The 17,532-nt window shown below is 47.1% G+C and carries 16 protein-coding genes and 1 pseudogene; 9 read left to right on the forward strand and 8 right to left on the reverse strand.

All coding sequences use genetic code 11. The features are described 5' to 3' along the window. Positions 1–21: 21 nt before the first annotated feature. Positions 22–630, reverse strand: coding sequence for a DUF938 domain-containing protein (locus AC3AP5_RS03405; protein WP_487327000.1), 609 nt, complete (start codon positions 628–630; stop codon positions 22–24). A gap of 162 nt (positions 631–792) precedes the next feature. On the opposite strand from AC3AP5_RS03405, the gene AC3AP5_RS03410 reads away from it, so the two are divergent. After that, the gene (locus tag AC3AP5_RS03410) at positions 793–2,949 is read left to right on the forward strand and encodes a TonB-dependent siderophore receptor (RefSeq protein WP_487327001.1); all 2,157 of its coding nucleotides are present in this window, start codon (positions 793–795) and stop codon (positions 2,947–2,949) included. Here the strand turns inward: AC3AP5_RS03410 and AC3AP5_RS03415 are convergent, their stop codons facing one another. Then, a complete protein-coding gene (locus AC3AP5_RS03415; protein ID WP_487327002.1) occupies positions 2,950–4,221 on the reverse strand; it encodes a DEAD/DEAH box helicase in 1,272 nt (423 codons plus the stop codon). It lies immediately after the preceding gene. Positions 4,222–4,411: 190 nt separating this feature from the next. Here AC3AP5_RS03415 and AC3AP5_RS03420 point away from each other — a divergent pair, with 190 nt between their 5' ends. The 3 genes from AC3AP5_RS03420 (at position 4,412) to AC3AP5_RS03430 (ending at position 7,548) form a co-directional block, all read left to right on the forward strand. Further along, on the forward strand, positions 4,412–6,304 hold the full coding sequence (locus AC3AP5_RS03420) for a GGDEF domain-containing protein (RefSeq protein ID WP_487327003.1): 1,893 nt from the start codon (positions 4,412–4,414) through the stop codon (positions 6,302–6,304). Positions 6,305–6,364: 60 nt separating this feature from the next. Further along, positions 6,365–6,775 (forward strand): alternative ribosome rescue aminoacyl-tRNA hydrolase ArfB, encoded by a 411-nt coding sequence (arfB, locus tag AC3AP5_RS03425; protein ID WP_487327004.1) that lies wholly within the window; start codon positions 6,365–6,367, stop codon positions 6,773–6,775. Positions 6,776–6,849: 74 nt separating this feature from the next. Beyond that, positions 6,850–7,548 carry a GOLPH3/VPS74 family protein gene (locus AC3AP5_RS03430; RefSeq protein WP_487327005.1) on the forward strand — a complete coding sequence of 233 codons (699 nt, stop codon included), beginning with the start codon at positions 6,850–6,852 and terminating at the stop codon, positions 7,546–7,548. On the opposite strand, the gene AC3AP5_RS03435 is transcribed toward AC3AP5_RS03430, so the two are convergent. Then, the gene (locus AC3AP5_RS03435) at positions 7,545–8,003 is read right to left on the reverse strand and encodes a methyl-accepting chemotaxis protein (RefSeq protein ID WP_487327295.1); all 459 of its coding nucleotides are present in this window, start codon (positions 8,001–8,003) and stop codon (positions 7,545–7,547) included. The genes AC3AP5_RS03430 and AC3AP5_RS03435 overlap by 4 nt on opposite strands. A 78-nt stretch (positions 8,004–8,081) precedes the next feature. Beyond that, positions 8,082–8,864 (reverse strand): annotated as a pseudogene (locus tag AC3AP5_RS03440) (PAS domain-containing protein); the annotation flags it as partial. 180 nt (positions 8,865–9,044) lie between these two features. Between AC3AP5_RS03440 and AC3AP5_RS03445 the strand changes: the two are divergent. The 4 genes from AC3AP5_RS03445 (at position 9,045) to AC3AP5_RS03460 (ending at position 12,375) form a co-directional block, all read left to right on the forward strand. Then, the gene (locus AC3AP5_RS03445) at positions 9,045–9,368 is read left to right on the forward strand and encodes a hypothetical protein (RefSeq protein WP_487327006.1); all 324 of its coding nucleotides are present in this window, start codon (positions 9,045–9,047) and stop codon (positions 9,366–9,368) included. Between the two features lie 62 nt (positions 9,369–9,430). Then, positions 9,431–11,164 (forward strand): copper resistance system multicopper oxidase, encoded by a 1,734-nt coding sequence (locus AC3AP5_RS03450; RefSeq protein ID WP_006955637.1) that lies wholly within the window; start codon positions 9,431–9,433, stop codon positions 11,162–11,164. Between the two features lie 10 nt (positions 11,165–11,174). Next, complete coding sequence (locus tag AC3AP5_RS03455; RefSeq protein ID WP_487327007.1) at positions 11,175–11,915, forward strand: copper resistance protein B; 741 nt, start codon at positions 11,175–11,177, stop codon at positions 11,913–11,915. Positions 11,916–12,165: 250 nt separating this feature from the next. Further along, entirely contained in the window at positions 12,166–12,375 is a 210-nt protein-coding gene (locus AC3AP5_RS03460) for a cold-shock protein (protein WP_487327008.1), read from the forward strand. Between the two features lie 239 nt (positions 12,376–12,614). On the opposite strand, the gene AC3AP5_RS03465 is transcribed toward AC3AP5_RS03460, so the two are convergent. From AC3AP5_RS03465 to AC3AP5_RS03480, 4 genes are all read right to left on the reverse strand, one after another. Next, entirely contained in the window at positions 12,615–13,532 is a 918-nt protein-coding gene (locus tag AC3AP5_RS03465) for an NAD-dependent epimerase/dehydratase family protein (RefSeq protein WP_487327009.1), read from the reverse strand. A gap of 77 nt (positions 13,533–13,609) precedes the next feature. Continuing rightward, entirely contained in the window at positions 13,610–14,743 is a 1,134-nt protein-coding gene (locus tag AC3AP5_RS03470; RefSeq protein WP_272977262.1) for an EAL domain-containing protein, read from the reverse strand. Between the two features lie 198 nt (positions 14,744–14,941). Continuing rightward, a complete protein-coding gene (locus AC3AP5_RS03475) occupies positions 14,942–15,643 on the reverse strand; it encodes a DUF547 domain-containing protein (protein ID WP_487327010.1) in 702 nt (233 codons plus the stop codon). Positions 15,644–15,707: 64 nt separating this feature from the next. After that, positions 15,708–16,232: a helix-turn-helix domain-containing protein gene (locus AC3AP5_RS03480; protein WP_272977260.1), complete on the reverse strand. Its 525-nt coding sequence runs from the start codon at positions 16,230–16,232 to the stop codon at positions 15,708–15,710. 67 nt (positions 16,233–16,299) lie between these two features. Between AC3AP5_RS03480 and AC3AP5_RS03485 the strand changes: the two genes are divergently transcribed. Then, entirely contained in the window at positions 16,300–17,496 is a 1,197-nt protein-coding gene (locus AC3AP5_RS03485; RefSeq protein WP_272977259.1) for a benzoate/H(+) symporter BenE family transporter, read from the forward strand. The last annotated feature ends 36 nt before the right edge of the window (positions 17,497–17,532 follow it).

Consider the following 17,532-nt stretch of genomic DNA (forward strand, 5'->3'; position numbering starts at 1 on the left):
AGTAAAATATTTAGTTATTAATCAGCTTAGGTTATCTCTGCGAAACACTAATAGTTGATTATTAGCAGGCATGGTGTGGCTTTGCGCATGGGTAAAGCCCGCCTGCCTAGCTAGATCTTGAATCCATTCTTTGTCACGAATGCCCATCTCGGGGTCGCGCATCCTTAGTTTTTCATCAAATGCGCGATTGCTCTGTGAAGTAAACTCGCCACCTTCGTTGAATGGGCCGTAAATACAGACGGTTTGAATACTGCTTAACTCAGCACTAAGCAACGCAAATAAACCTTCTACGCCGGCCGCGGGCATAATATGGCAGGTGTTCGCAGTAAACAGGGCGTCAAACTCACCGGTGGGCAGATCCTCAAATACATTAAAGACTTGCGCGGGCAAAACATTAGAAGGGGCTTGTTTATCGAGCCGTTGATTCAGTCCCGTCAGATAATGCGCTTGATCCGTCGGCTGCCAAGTGCAGTGGGGCAGGTGTTGGGCAAAGTACACCGCGTGTTGACCCGTGCCGCTGCCGACTTCAAGAACGCGCTGGCTGTTGGCTAAAGCACTGTTCAATATCTCGAGAATAGGCTGTTTGTTGTTTTCACATGCTTGTGAGTAAGGCAAGTCATCGATTGTCATATAGCAGGCGTGATTCAACGTGAGTTTGGTCTAACGATAGCATTTTTAGGCGGAATCTGGCTATTCGAAGCGTTACAGCATAAAACGTAAATTAAACTTTAAACGCGAATCGTTTTCATTTATGATGTGCGCACTTAAACGAGGCTGATTTTGAGGAACCCCATGAAAATGCAAAAATCTTTGTTAGCTGTGTGCGTGATGAGTGCATTAACAAGCACCTATGCCGTAGCGGAAGAACCGCAACAGACTGAACAGGTGATTGAGCGTCTAAAGATCACTGGTGAAAAGCAGGAGGGCTATAAGTCTTCTTCAGCGGAAGGTGCGACTAAGCTCGGTTTGACGATAAAAGAAACACCGCAGTCGATTACGGTTATTAACCAGCAGCAAATCAAAGATTTTGGTCTGAATGACATCAACTCCGTATTGAACAGTGCTTCAGCGGTTAACGTTGAGAATGTCGAAACCGATCGTATTTACTACACCTCGCGTGGTTTTGAACTGAATAACTTTCAGATTGATGGCGTTGGCTTGCCGCTCGTGAACAGTAACACTCATGGACGAATTGATACGGCTTTATACGAGCGCGTTGAAGTGATCCATGGCGCGAACGGAATTATGACCGGTGTCGGTAGCCCGGCAGCGACCGTCAACATGGTGCGCAAACGCCCAACTTCGGAAACACAAATTAGTGTCGAGGGCAGCCTGGGCTCTTGGAGTAACAAACGTTTAGAAATCGACGCGTCTGGCAAGTTGTCGGATCGTGTCCGTGGTCGTGTGGTTGCAGCGGCGGATAATGGCGAGTCGTATCTTGACCGTTACGAAAACGACACCAAGGTCTTTTACGGTGTTTTTGATTTTGCTCTAACCGACGACACCATGTTGACCGTGGGTCATAGCGAGCATAAGAGCCATACCGATGGCAACATGTGGGGCGCATTGACGCTTTATTACGGTGATGGCACGCCGACAAATTATGATGAATCTACCAACGTTGCGGCGGATTGGTCGCAGTGGGAAGTAAGCGAAAGCCGCAGCTTTATTGATGTTGAAACGGCATTATCCGATAACTGGAACTTGCGTGCAGTGTATAACCGCGTTCGTACCGATGAAGATAGCCTTTTATTTTACACCTATCTCGGCGATGCTGAGCTCGGGTTGGATCCTGAAACGGGGCTTGGTCTCGTCGGGTATGGCAGTGAGTACGACTTAGACGACAAGCAAGATACCTTTGATGTTTACGCCAATGGTACTTTTGAGGCTTGGGGCCAATTGCACGAGGTCGTTGTTGGCGCTAACTACTCGCGCTTAGATTATGTTGATGTTTCTCTGTACGACTTCCACACCGGTAATGGCTTCCCTGCGATGCCTTCACTTGCCGACTGGGATGGTAATACACCGTTCCCTGAGTTTACTGATGGACGGGATGGAAGTGTTATCGATAACACGCAAAAAGCCGTTTACGCGCAAGCACGATTAGCGTTGACCAACGACTTTAAAGTATTGCTCGGCGGTCGCTACAATGATTTTCAGACCGACGGTGTTGGCTACGGCGTTGATCAGTCCCGTGATGACGCGCAGTTTATCCCGTATGTCGGAGTGACGTATGCGGTAAATGACGCGATTACCACTTACGCCTCTTATACCGAAACGTTTCTTGCTCAGTCTGAGGTGAACCGTAACTTCGAACGTTTGGAACCCCTGACAGGTAAGAACTCAGAAATTGGTATTAAAGCCGACCTGTTTGGTGATAAAGCACTCCTGAGTGCCGCTTATTTTCACGTGAAACAAGAGAACCTTGCGGTGGGTGATGGTGACGCTGAAAACCCATCAACAGGCGTACTTGAACCCGTCTATCGTGCGGCTGAGGGTATTACTAGCGAAGGTGTGGAGCTTCAGCTCGCGGGCGAACTTTTCACGGGTCTGCAAGGTCAAGTGTCGGCAACCGTGTTTGATGTTGATGGTGATCAATTGGTTGAGGATTACACGGCTGAAAAGATGTTCAGAACATCGCTGACCTATCAGTTCCAAAGCTTGCCAGACGTACGTGTTGGCGCGACCTATCAGTGGAAAGATGCGACCTCTCGTGTGCAAGGCACTGTCGGTCCTGCCTATGACAATGCAGGTGAGACTATCGTGACGCACCAGCCGTCTTATGGCTTACTTGGGTTGATGGCAAGCTGGCAGGTGACGGATAAACTTGCTGTGCGTGTCAACGGTTATAACGTGACCGATGAGAAGTATTTAAATAGCTTGTACTGGGCGCAGGGTTTCTACGGCGCACCGGCTAACTACTCGGCATCGGTCAGTTATCAATTCTAACTAGCGTTGACTCGACTTGTTCGAGCCCTGGCGTCGGTGCTTAGCACGGCCAGGGCTTTTTTGTTTGCCACTCGGCGCACTACGTGACTTACGTGGTGGACGTTGCTCGCGCTTCGGTGGAGGTGTTTTGCCGGTCAGTTCGACTTCATCAAATCCCTCAAGCGTACGACGTTCAATGGGCTGACCGATCAGTTTTTCAATGGCTTTGAGTGTTCTAAATTCTTCGTCCATCACCAAGGAGATGGCGTGACCGACTTGTCCCGCACGGCCTGTTCGACCGATACGGTGGACGTAATCCTCCGCCACTTGTGGCAAGTCGTAGTTAATTACATAGGGTAGCTTTTCGATATCTAATCCACGAGCAGCGATGTCGGTTGCCACTAATATTTGCACCGCACCTGATTTAAAATCGCTTAATGCTTTGGTGCGCGCGCCTTGGCTCTTATTGCCGTGTATCGCGGCAGCTAAAAAGCCGTCTTTATCAAGTTGTTTAACCAGCCGGTTCGCACCATGTTTAGTGCGCGAGAATACAATCACTTGTGGCAAGTTGAGATTGCGTAAGATCTGCATCAACATACGCGGTTTATGCGCTTTTTCGGCAGCATATAGGGTTTGCTCGATACGCTCGGCCGTGGCATTCGGCGGTGCTACCGAAATTTCTACCGGGTTGTTTACTAAGCTTTTGGCGAGTTTGCGAATATCATCCGAAAACGTTGCAGAGAACATCAAGTTTTGGCGCTTTGCGGGGAGTAACTTGATGATTTTCTTGATGTCATGGATGAAGCCCATATCGAGCATACGGTCGGCTTCATCTAATACCAACGTTTCGAGCTGTGGAAAGCGAATCGCATTTTGCTGGTAAAGGTCGAGCAAACGCCCAGGCGTTGCGACGAGAATATCCACACCTTTACGTAGCTTCATCATTTGCGGGTTGATTTTTACACCCCCAAAGACAACGGCGTAACTTAACGGTAAGTCTTTACCGTAGTTGGCAACGCTTTCACCCACTTGCGCGGCCAATTCGCGGGTGGGCGTGAGGATCAACACGCGCGCGGTATTGGCTTTTGCACGCTCATTGCCTTTGAGCATTTCTAAAATCGGTAAGGTAAAGCCTGCAGTTTTGCCTGTGCCCGTTTGAGCCGCTGCCATCACATCATTACCGGCCATGACGGCTGGGATTGCTTGTGCTTGTATAGGAGTGGGTTCAGTATAACCCTGGCGTGTAAGGGCGTTAAGAATTTCAGGGCAAAGTCCGAGATCAGAAAAAGTCATGTATAAATTGGCAACCTAAACAAGGGATAAGAAGGACGCATTCTACATCACTGAGACCAACAACGCATTGTATTTGATGATTCAATAATGAATGGGTGAACAAAAATAGACAGACGGATACAGTAGTAAACGCTCTTAAAAAATATTATAAAGTTTAAACATGCACGCCCAATTATAATTAAAAAAGCGAATGATTTTGGAAAGAAGAACAAAACATCGACGTATCAAAAAACGCGAAAAACTCACCAATGCCTTGCTGTTTAAAATCAGTATTTGGGCAATTTCGATTGTTGTTATTGCGTCGGCAATTACATTTCAAGTCGCTTATGATGATGCAAGACAACGTGTCATTGGACTGTTGGAGCAAGATTTGGCACCTGCGCTTGAGCGTAACGAAGCTTTTTTTAATCACGTAGAAGAAAACGGTGACATTCTGGCACAGCAGTTTCTATCGAATTACAAACTGATGCGTAATGAGTCGCGCCCTATTGAGCAGTTTAACGATTGGTATGAAGAAACCTCGCCCGGCGTCTTGAGGCTTAAACCGAGTTTTGACCGGGGCGTTACCGCGGGCGGTAGGTACTTTGAACACTTGAGCGCTTTTTTAGGTAAGCGTGACGTTGCGTTAGATGACGAACTCAAGTCACGCGTGATTGCGGCTCAATATACGCTTAATGAACTCGGGCCCGCTTGGCAAAATGAGGTGTCGAATTCACACTTTTCGATGCCCGAAAATATTTTATTAATGTATTCAACTGAATCACCGTGGGGACTGCTTGCAGACAAAGACTTGGTGATGACGGATTATTCGGTTGTGCGGTCGACATTGCAGGTCAATAACCCCGAGCGAAAACCTAACTGGACCGGGCTTTATTATGATATTTCAGCCGATGTACTGACCATTACGTATCAAAAGCCTGTCGATCTGGCAGGTAAACACCTCGCTAATGCGAGTTTTGATGTGGTGCTCAGTAGTTTAGTGAGCGATTTAACGAAAAAGAAACGGCCTAACGCAGAGCATGTAGTCTTAAATGATAATGGCGACTTGATTGCCGCATCTAATGTCACGCAAGACGCTATTATTTCGCGTTCGACACTCACCTCAGAAACCTACAGCGAACCTTTGTATCAGCAGTTGAGTCAGCTGGTGGTTGATAGAGGCTTTTCAGAGACACCCACTATTTTGAGTGGCGAAGTGGAAGGTCAGTTACTATTCGTCAATAAGCTGCCGGGCCCAGGCTGGTGGCACATTACCACGTACCCGCTTGCGGAGGTGCGTAACCAGGCGATCGTGTTGCCGTTACAGCTTGTTGGTGCCGGCGTGGGGCTGGTGATTCTAATTTTACTGATGAGTTACTGGCTCATTCAACGCGAAGTCAGCCGACCGTTGCAAGAAGTTGCCAAAGTCGCTTCTTTGATGGGGCAGCGCAATTACCGAGAAGCACAAACCCATAAAACGACTAAAATTAAGGCGCGAGGCGAAGTAAAACAAGCGTTGAAGGCATTTCAAACCATGGCATCACGCTTTATTGCCGCGCAAGACGAACTGGAACGTGAAGTGGAATCGCGCACAGCGGAGTTAGCTGAAGCGAATCGAAAGCTTGATGCCTTAGCCCATATGGATGGTTTAACGGGGCTATTTAATCGCCGGGCGTTTGATCGTGATTTGGACGCGGCTATCTCATCCGGTAAGCCGTATCATTTGATGATTGCAGATATTGATGAGTTTAAAGCCTATAACGATAACTACGGTCATGAGGCGGGCGATAGCGCAATCAAGGAGATAGCAGAGTGCCTACGCAGTAATACACCGCTCAAAGTGTATCGCTATGGTGGCGAAGAGCTGGCAATGATTGTTCCTTCTGCGTATGACCTCGAAAGCAAACTTAATGAGTTGCGTGAAAAGGTGATTGAGTTGAATATTCCACACCAGCACACCAAGACGGATCGTTCATGTTTGAGTTTAAGCATGGGAGCTGCGCCTATCCAGCGCGATGACGATAGCCGCAGTGCGATTCGACGTGCTGATAAACAACTTTACGCGGCTAAAAGAGCGGGTAAAAACTGTGTCGTTACCGCTTAACTTGTGCCTACGGTTTAAGACGCTTAACCTTATACTTCTGACAAAACACTGAAGAAGTTAATGATAAAGATATCTCAACGGGTTGAAATCCCTGACCATGAAATCGAGTGGCAATTTATTCGCTCAAGCGGTGCAGGTGGCCAAAATGTCAATAAAGTCGCTACCGCGGCACAGTTGATCTTTGATATTCAGGCATCTTCACTGCCGGATTTTTATAAGCAGCGTTTACTTAAGTTGTCCGATCATCGCATTACCCAAAGTGGGAAAGTGATCATCAAGTCGCAGGAAACGCGCAGCCAAGCGCGCAACAGAGAACTGGCGCTTGAGCAACTGATTGGCTTAATCCGCAGTGTGTCATATGTGCAGAAAAAGCGTATTGCGACTAAACCGAGTCGATCGGCAAAAGAGAAACGCCTGAAAAGTAAAAAACAACAGGGAAAAAAGAAGGCGCTGCGCAAGAAAGAGTTTTAGTCGACACGAGTCGAAATTTGCTCAATGTGAATTTATGGGGCTATTATCAATAACAAAAATTATTAAGGTCGCTTATGGCAAATACAATTCGTCTGTATCAAGCCGTTATGTTACTCGCGTTGAGTGAAGAGCGGGGCACCATGAACGGTGCCTATGTAGAATATGCAACCGCAGCCGCGCTTTTGTCAGAGCTTTTGATGCATGAGCGTATTGCGATTGAAGCGGATAATAAAAATAAAGTGTCGGTTGTGGATGACGCCAGCACCGATGATGCGTTATTGGACGAAGCGTTGGGTCAAATAAAGTCTGCTAAGCGACAACGTAAGCTGCAGGATTGGGTACAAAAGCTAGGCCAACTTAAAGATTTAAAACACAAAGTTGCCCAGAGTTTGGCGGATGCTCATATCGTAGCCGCAGAAAAGGAAAAGGTTTTATGGCTGTTTGAGCGACGCGTTTACCCCGAGCTTAACCCAGAACCCGAACAGCAAATACGTGAAGCAATGCGCAGTGCTGTGATGAGTGATGATGAGGTTGAACCGCGTGTGGCGATTTTAGTCGCTTTAGCCAACAGCGCTAAGCTGTTGCCGCAAGTGTTCACTAAGCAAGAACTGAAACAGCGCAAAAAGCGCATTGAGCAACTAGAAAAGGGTGAAATGGTGTCGACCGCGGCAAAACAAGCGGTTGCTGCTATTGAGGCAGCGGTCATGGTGGCTGCGATTATGCCAGCCATCACCGCCGCGAGCACCGCTTCGTGTTCATCAACCTCGTGCTAAGTGACTTTGCTCTTAAATTGACTGACAGCATCGAGTACGTGTTTGGCACCTGATTGAATATCTTCCATCACTTTACTCGCCTGAGTCGATAGGCTCAGCGAGTTTTCGACTTCATCCAGACTTTGTTGTATTTGCTGGACGGCGGTCTCAGTTAGGTTTTTATTTTTACCTACCACATCAATAATTTTTTCGCTGGTCGTGCTGGTGCGCGATGCGAGTGAACGCACCTCGTCGGCTACTACGGCGAAGCCACGTCCTTGCTCCCCAGCGCGTGCTGCTTCAATGGCTGCGTTGAGTGCCAAGAGGTTGGTTTGGGCGGCAATGCCTTGGATACTGTCGACTAACTCAGTGACTTTTGTTGATTGAGTGTTGAGTTCAGCGATGTGATTACTGGTTTGCTCAATTTTTTGTGCTAAGACGCGCGTAGCGTCAATGGTTTCTCGAATAACGGCCATACCTTGTTGCGCATGCTTATCTGTTTGAGTCGAGACGTCATGAGCAATATCGGATGTTTCGACGATGGCTTGTTCTCGTTTAACTTGATCGGTGATCACCGACGCAAACTTAACCACCTTGTAGAGTTGACCCGCTTCATTATGAACAGGGTTGTAGGTTGCCTCTAACCAAACGGGATTACCAAAGCTATCGATACGCTGGAAACGTCCAGAGAAAAACTCCCCAGCGGCGAGCTTTTGCCAGAAGCGACTGTAATCCTTGGATTGAACTTCTTCCTCACTGCAGAAAACACGGTGGTGCTGATCGACGATATCGTCTAGCCGGTAATTTAATGCATCAAGAAAGTTATCATTTGCGGTGATCACGTGGCCGTCGAGCGTAAACTCGATGACAGCCGATGAGCGGTTGAGGGCTTTGAGTAAATCCTCTGTTTCACGCGACTTTGTAATGGTATGCGTGAGTTCACAACCGTAGGCCGCAAATGCTAATTGCGAGTCGTTTCCTAGTTTTTCGGGTTCTAGAATTACGCGTATCCAGACTTCGTGACCCTGAGCATGAATAAACTGAATAGCACCGTGCCAATGTGACTGTGTTTTAATGGCACGGGTCATTTGCTGAATGTGGGGCTTATTTTTCGCCGTTGGTGCAATAAAAGCCGATAACGGTTGATTCAATAATTTAGAACTGTCGAGTCCTAAACATGCTTTGAATGACTCGTCAGCCTCCACAATTCGACCATGATCATCCAGCGCAAAATAAATCATGGCATCTTTCATCGCTTCCCGCATCGCTTTATATGCAACGATTTCACTGGCTTGCTGTTGACTCAATTGCTCTAGCCTGTTGTTGAATCCTAGCATGGTGTTCCCCCTAAAGAACGAAGTGCTTGAAGGGAAAGTAACATAAAATTCGAAAAGTTGAATATATTTTCAATATTATCTTTACACTGTGTTTCTCGACACTTTTCGTTGGTATTTGACAAAAAGTTAGAGGTATTCCAATGTGGATAGGTCGCAATCGACATGCTGTATGGATATCAAATGTCACCTAGAGCATTTTTCGTTTTAGTTATTTTTTCATCGACTTTACTGTTGCCTCAATGGGCAAGCGCAGAGCGTGTGTGCCAGCAAGAAAATGCTCATGCGTGTGAACACGATAACTCGGTGATGCATGACTGTTGCGATGACCTTCTAAGAGTTCACTGTACAGGGCTCTCTATTGCCTATGTTGAGTGTGATGCTTCGATTGAAACTCCGGCAACGGTTTTAGCCGAAAGCGCAAAAAGCCGTGCGGTTACAGAAACTCGACCAAAGCATGGTAGCGAGCTATTTCGCCCTCCGATTTACACAAAACTCTACTGCTAATTTCTACATGGCAGCAATGCCACACAGTTATTAATACACAATTTATTTTTGTGGAGTTTTGTATGAATAATTCTATTGATCCGTCGCGTCGACAGTTTGTTAAATCAGCACTGACAGCGGCTTCCGCTCTTGCGCTTGCCAAAGTGGCACCCGTCTGGGCGTCCCCGCAGGGTAGACATTTTAAAGATTCCGTTTTAGCCACCGACGAGGTGAACTTAACGATTGCACGAAAACCGCTACTCATCGGTCAGAAGGTGGGTCGTCCGATTACCATAAATGGACAAATGCCCGGACCCTTGATCCGTCTACGAGAGGGCCAACCCGCAAAGCTAAATGTCACCAATAAACTGATGGAGGATACGTCTGTTCATTGGCATGGAATCATTTTGCCTGAAAATATGGATGGCGTTCCTGGCGTATCATATGAGGGCATAAAACCAGGTCGAACATTTAAATATCGCTATGATGTGCAGCAAAGCGGTACCTATTGGTATCACAGTCACTCGGGGTTGCAAGAGCAGCTCGGTCACCTAGGTCCGCTTATTATTGACTCCAAAGATGGTGATATCGGTGCCGATCGAGAGCATACGGTGATTCTAACCGACTGGACCTTTTCTGATCCTAATGATGTTTTTCGCAAGCTGAAAGTCGCTGAAGGCTATTATAATTACCATAAGCGCACACTCTTTGACACCTTTGATGATATTCGTCAGCAAGGATTGGAAAAAACCTGGCAAGAGCGTGAAATGTGGGGGCGGATGCGCATGAGTCCTCGCGACATAGCCGATGTTACTGGTAGTACTTACACGTATTTGATGAATGGCCGCGATTCGCGGATGAACTGGTCTGGGCTTTTTAAGCCCGGAGAAAAAGTGCGCCTTCGTATTATAAACGGTTCAGCGATGAGCTTTTTCGATGTCCGAATTCCTGGCTTGGAGATGACGGTGGTTGCCGCCGATGGCCAACCTGTTCAGCCTGTCACAATAGATGAGTTCCGCATTGGTGTCGCCGAAGCGTACGATGTCATTGTACAACCCAGGGAAAGTAAAGCGTATACGCTGTTTGCTGAGAGCTTCGATAGAAGTGGGTTTGTGCGCGGTACATTAACGCCCGAATTAGGACTTGAAGCGCCCATACCGGAGTTACGGCCCGTACCTGAACGTGGTATGGCGGCTATGGGAATGGCTAACATGAAGATGGAAGGCATGACGGAAGGGTCTATGTCTTCCATGAAATCTGATATGTCCACTAAGCAACCATTACCTGTCGATAATATACAAATTGACCATGCTAATGGTGGCCACGGACCCGGTGCTGCTATGATTGCTAAAAATCCAGTAAGTCGCTTGGACGAACCGGGGCTCGGGCTTGAGAATGTCGATCATCGTGTTCTCGTTTATTCGGACTTAAAAGGAGCTCACGAATGGCCTGACACGCGTGAACCTGAGCGCACCATACAGTTGCATTTGACCGGTAACATGGAACGTTACATGTGGTCTTTTGATGGGAAAAAGTTTACTGAAGTAGACGGACCCATTCAGTTTAATGAGGGGGAAAGGCTTCGTCTCGTGTTGGTTAATGACACGATGATGGACCACCCGATTCATCTGCATGGTATGTGGATGGAGTTAGAAAATGGTCATTATCCTCGCCCGCGTAAGCACACCATCAGCGTAAAGCCGAGCGAAAAGGTATCACTGCTCATCTCAGCGGATGCTCACGGCAGTTGGGCCTTTCATTGTCACCTTCTTTATCACATGAAGGCGGGTATGTTTCGCGTAGTAAATGTTTCTTAAGGAGCGGATGATGAAAAACTTTCTATTATTGTTAGGCGGTCTTTTTCCTCTTATTGCGTCAGCAGGACATGCCAAGGATGATTGGCCAGAGCCTGTAAGCGATCACTATACTGGACGCGTTCTTTTTGACCGATTGGAAATCGCGCGAACCAATCAGCATGAACAATCAGCTGTTTGGGATATGATGGCTTGGTATGGTGGAGACTATCATCGACTTGTGTTTAAAACCGAGGGTGAAAATGTACAAAATGATGGCGCACCGACCGATATCGAAAAAGCAGAACTACTCTATGGCTATTTAGTGTCTCCATTTTGGTCAATTCAGGCGGGAGTTGGTGCCCGTGGCGAGCTTTCATCCGATAGCTCGTTTGAGCATTATGCCGTGTTAAGTTTTTCGGGCTTGGCACCTTACTGGTTTGAAATGGATAACTCACTCATGGTGAATGAGGAAGGTGATATACAGTTGCGCTCGGAAACGGAGTATGAGTGGAGATTAAGTCAAACCGCCTATTTGCAACCACGAGTAGAAATCACCGCCAATGTCACCGACTCGGAAAAATACCAGCGTGAATCGGGGCTAAGTAACCTAAGAGTGGGGTTGCGCTATCGACAAGAAATCAGTCGAGAATTTGCGCCGTATATCGGCGTCTATTGGAATCAAGCGCTCGGTAACACCGCAGATCGATTACAGCGAGAAGGGCGGCAAACCCATGAAACGGGCATCGTTGTAGGTGCTAGAGTTTGGTTTTAATACGCCAGTGAGCAAGGACGGACACTGCCGTTCTTGCTCATTAAAAATAAATTAAAAATAATCGTTGACTAATATTTAAACTCGCGTATTGTGAGCGGCGTTGGATAAGAAAGTTAGTTAAACCTCCTCTACGTCGCATTACTTGTAGTCAATCTTCGTCCTGTAGTTTTAAATTTCCGTTTTTACCCGCACCATCCGTTCGTGACGTTGGTCATGACGGCTTTTTATTATTTTTATCAGGATTATGATTATGTCTAATACAGTAAACGGTACCGTTAAATGGTTTAACGAAGCAAAAGGTTTTGGTTTTATCGAGCAGCAAGGCGGCGCTGACGTATTTGCTCATTTCAGTGCAATCACTGGCGATGGCTTCAAAACACTTAACGAAGGTCAACGTGTATCGTTCTCGATCACTCAAGGCCCTAAAGGTCCTCAAGCAGAAAACATCGTTGCGCTGTAACGACTGCTGAGTAGAACCTATTATCCAAAAGGGAGCTTTCGAGCTCCTTTTTTTGTGCTCAAAACATATTTGAAAATAAAAATCATTTGCATTAACATGTGGTCATTGGCCTACACTCTCTCCCTGGCTAATGTTCTCCCCAGCCATGCGCTGGGGAATTTTTCTCTTCCTGAGTCATTTGACGCATCGTGTGGATGGAGGCCGAACGGCAAAGCTGCCTTCGCCGTTTGAGTAGCGAGCTAATCGAAGCAGGCCTGAAGACCCTCCTGATAAGAGGTGATTGAAAAATCAGGAAACTGCGCCTTAAATTTATCGGATACAAAAACGTTATCGACTTGATAGCGCGGCAGTAACTCATGTGCGTCGCGCAACGTTTTACTAAAAACGCTCGCCAATTTTAGTTGCCAAGGTTTCACTATTGAGTAGCCGCTGGGCTTTTGCGTGATCGTTTCAATCGTTTCAACCATGCCGCGATAGGTTAAGCGGTTATCGTCACAAGGTAAGTGCCAGGTTTGATCAAAGGCATCGGGGGTGTTTCCCAGGAGTGCCAAGGCACGGCTAGCGTCTGGCGTGTAGATAAGGGTGCGTTGTGTGTCATCCCTTAAAAAGACCCGTGCTTTTTTACCGCGTTTGAGCGGCTCAATTAGAGTCGACTGAGTGATACTTTGAGTTCTCTCGGGCCCGTAAAACTCTGGAGCGCGCGCAATCAGTGCGACAATATCTTTCTCTGTTTGCGCACAGATCAACTCTTGGGCGATGTCTGCGCGTACTTGACCCTTTCTACCGTGAGGCTCAAAGAGGATGTCCTCAGTTTGGGGCTCGGCCGTTTGCGGATACATATAAGTATTGTCAAAAAACACCAGTTTCGCGTTGTGCACCTTACATGCATCAATGACGTTGCGCATGATTACCGGCCACTCTTGCTCCCAACGTTCCGTGTCCATTGGCAAACCGACTGTGAGATAGACGATATCTGAGCCCTTGACGGCATGGGCAGTCTGCTCTGCATTCAACAGATTTGCGCTCATAGTGCTATCGGTTCGATTCACTTTACTTGGATTGCGACTGACGATACGAATATCAGTGGTGTAATCACGATGAAGTGCTCGTGCCAACTCGATACCGATTTGACCGCTGGCGCCCAAAATTGTTTGCATACGAAAGAGTTACCGCTGCGTGTTTTAAATTGTGGCACTAGCCTATCAAAAGGTTTTGACCTCGTCTTGTTTAGTCATTAGGTAAGCCGAATATCGGTGCTCATCAGGTCGTCAAAACTCTGAGGTTTATGTAGTAAGAAGCCTTGTACCTGTTCGATTCCTAACTCACGTACACAGTCAAGCGTGCGCTGATCTTCCACGCCTTCAGCAACAGTTTTCATGTGCAGGGTACGGGCTATTTCAGCGGTCGACTTAGCAAATGAATGTTCGCTGATGTCGTGGATATTCTGAATAAATGATTTGTCGAGTTTAAGCTCGTCGAACGGTGCGGTAGTGAGTCGCGCAGCGTTGGAAAGACCGGTGCCGTAATCGTCAATTGAAAGTCGAGCGCCTTTGCCTTTTATTAAAAGTAAATTACGTGACACGCTTGAACGGGTTGAGTAAAGCTCGGTCTCCGTCAACTCAAACATAAGCCGAGGGTGAGCTATGGGGGAATCGTTCAAAAAAGTTTTAAATTGGTCAGAAAAGCTTTCTTCGCTTAGCTCTTTAGCTGATAAATTAATTGCTAGGTTGGCGTGAGGGTAGCGCTCAAATAACAAGTGATGCGTCTCTAAAGAGTTTTTGAGCGTCGACTGAGTTAAGTATGACCAGAGGCTCCGCTCATGGATTACATCAAACACTTCGTTTAACGGGACTGATTTACCCTCGTGATACAACCTTGCCAACGCTTCAAATGCGACCAGTTCAAGCGAATCACTTTGAAATTGCGCCTGATAATGAACCGTCATTTTTCCCGCAACAACAAGTTCATGTATCAACTCTTTATCGTAGAGTGATTCTTGGGGTACTGAGCGAGAGCGGGAGTCGGTACTGTGCTGACATACCCACTCAAGTGCTTGTTCGGTGCTTTCGCGCCCGTTGACGATGTACGCGTCAAGACCATAAGAGGTCAACACTTTGTGCATGAGTGTGTCTTGGCGTTTGTCGAGTGCTTCTGACAACACATAAACCAACCCCTCAAAATCTTGCTGTTTTAGGTGCTCACAGATATCTAGTAGGAGTGTCATGGAGCTTTTTAATTCAAGCACGAGACACGCTTGTGGTTGATGCACCACTGAGTCTAGCTGGAGTGGTTTAACGTCTAAGTTGAGGGCTTTTTTACATAATTGCTCGAACCGAGCTGTCTCGGAATCTGAGAAGATAAAATACATTGTTTAAGCCTAAACTGTAATAATCGTTCTAAAAAAGTTGTTGTACCATAGACTACACCTTTTTAACAAGTTATGACGTTATTTGACGTCATTTTTTGTTCAGCGACCAATTATAATCTGTATATCGTATAGGAAGTGTAGATGATTTCAGCGACTTTTGTCGCGTAACGGAGTCTGTGAGATAGCTCGCATAATCGTTCAGATAGCGTTGGACATCATTGAAGTCGTCCCCGTACCATTTGAAGATTTTAGATAGATCCCCGCTTCATCAACACCATTTTTATCGCGATCACTTAAAAACAATCGGGTTTGATTTTCGAGTTGCTCGTCTAATTGATTCGCCTGATAGGCCTCACTGCGTAACTTGGGACAACTGACTGCCGCGCAGACGAGCGCAAAATGAATGCGTGGCTCATTGAAATCGACGCGGATTTTTTCATGTTCAAGCCAGTCCAAAGTGCGCTGTTTGCCGAGCAACTTAAAAAATGACTGCTCCCATGGGCTTTTAAAAAAGCTACCCAAATCACGGATTGACTGGGCTTCACCGCTATTAAATGCATCGATATTCTGGATAATTAACTGGATAGCGAAGGCATTGTACGCATTGATTAAAAACGCCAATTGCTGATCGAGGGTCCAAGACGTGTACTGTTGTGGGGTGACTGCCGACAGCTCTGCTAAATATTCCTTTAGGGGACCACGTTGCTTAGCAATGGCTTGGTAATCAACCGCTGATTTATGCTGATTATCGAATACGACGACGTGGCGCTTTAACACTTGATTGAACAGCGCATGGCTATGGTCAAAGGTTGATGAGATAGCCTGGGCGCTATATGAAAGTGCGAAGATCAACGAGCAAAGGATACAACGCAGGTAACACGCGAGAGGTTGCCTTGACATAATTTCAACAAAAGTAGAAAGCCATAGTTAGCTTTACGCTTAAAAAGGCGGAAAGTTCATCATGTTAAACATAACTTATCACCGCCACAAACTCAGTTTTACCTGAGTACCGATTGATGTAACTGTGCGGCTGGGCGGCGTCAAAGCGATACGCGTCACCGGCTTTGATGGTTGCCTGTGTTTCACCTACCACAACATCGAGTACACCTGACTGTACATACAACATTTCGAAGGTGCCGCGGCGGTGGGCGTCGGAGTGGCTCTGTGCCCCTTCAGCCATGCACAATTTGTACACCTCTTGCTGGGTCTGAGGATCAAATGCCAGCAGACGCTCGACTTGAATACGCTCATGCGCAAAATCAAATGTCATGGGCTGCTGCTCATCGTTGAGTAACCATGACAGAGATACATTGAAACCAGTAGCCAACTTCCAAAGCGTCGCGAGTGTGGGCGAGGATTCTTGCCGCTCGATTTGTCCGAGCATGGCCTTGCTGACACCGGTGTGTTCGGCGCAGGCTGTTAAGCTCCAACCCTTATCTTTGCGCAGTTTTTTTAATCGGCGCGCCACAGTGTGATGATTATTTTGCATGATTTATCAAATGTTTATGGTTTAGTGTTTGTGCGTTATAACGCACGCTGTTATCTTATGATTAACTTTGTACGTTATAACGCACTATGGGGCATTAAGAAACACCATGATTCGTTTACTGAGCCAAGTATCAGCAGGCGCGACGGCTGTCTTTGTCGGTTATAGCAGTGCTGTTGTACTGATACTCGAAGCAGCATCGCAACTGGACTCATCGCCCGCACTGCAAAGTGCCTGGTTGCTAGCCGTTGGGCTGGCGATGGGCATTTCAACGATCGCATTATCATTATATTACAAAGCCCCCGTACTGACGGCTTGGTCAACACCGGGCATTGCGTTGCTGATTGGCTCACTCAGTGGTTTAACGGTGGCTGAGGCGGTCGGGGTTTTTGTTTTTTCCTCTAGTTTGATTGTTGTGTTTGGAGTTAGTGGTCTTGCTGACCGGATGATGAAATGGGTGCCTAGTCATGTTGCGGCGGCTATTTTGGCAGGCATACTACTTAAGTTTGTGAGTGCAATTCTGCCGGCGCTTATTTCGTTTCCCATTATCGCGGGTGGTCTCATCATCATTTACTTTATCTGCCGTGCGTATACACCGCGATGGGTCTTTTTGTGGTTACTGCTGGCGGCTATCACATTACCGTTTTTTACGGGCAAGCTTAATGAGCAATCGCTAATGGTGGAAGCACCGCAGTGGATTTGGGTGTGGCCCGACTTCAGCTGGCCTGCGCTCATTGGCGTTGGCATTCCGTTATTTGTCGTCACGATGGTTTCACAAAACGTTCCCGGCGTGATGATGCTGCGTGCCAATGGTTACGCACCGCCGACATCGCCACTTATCACAACCACCGGTTTAGCGGGGTTGCTACTGGCGCCGCTGGGCGCTTTTGCGATAAACCTCGCGGCAATTACCGCGGCGATTTGCCAAACAGAGGATGCAGACCCCGATCCGGCGCAGCGCTATAAAGCGGCAGTGGCTGCCGGAGGATTTTATATTCTGATGGGGCTTGCAGGATCACTTATCGTGAGCCTATTCATGATGATGCCGCAAGCGGCAACGGCCACGCTGGCTGGCTTAGCATTATTGCCGGTGATTACGCAGAATCTGCAACGCGCCTTTAGCAGTACATCAGGTGCTTATGCGGCGGCAATCGCGTTCATTGTTACTGTGGCTGATGTGTCATTTTTTAGTATCAGTAGTGCGTTTTGGGGTTTGCTAGTGGGCTGTGTCGTGGCCTTTCTATCTGAACGTACACATCGTATTTAGTTACATTTTAACAATGACTCAACATTATGTGATGTG

This window comes from Idiomarina sp. D18, from assembly GCF_057748155.1.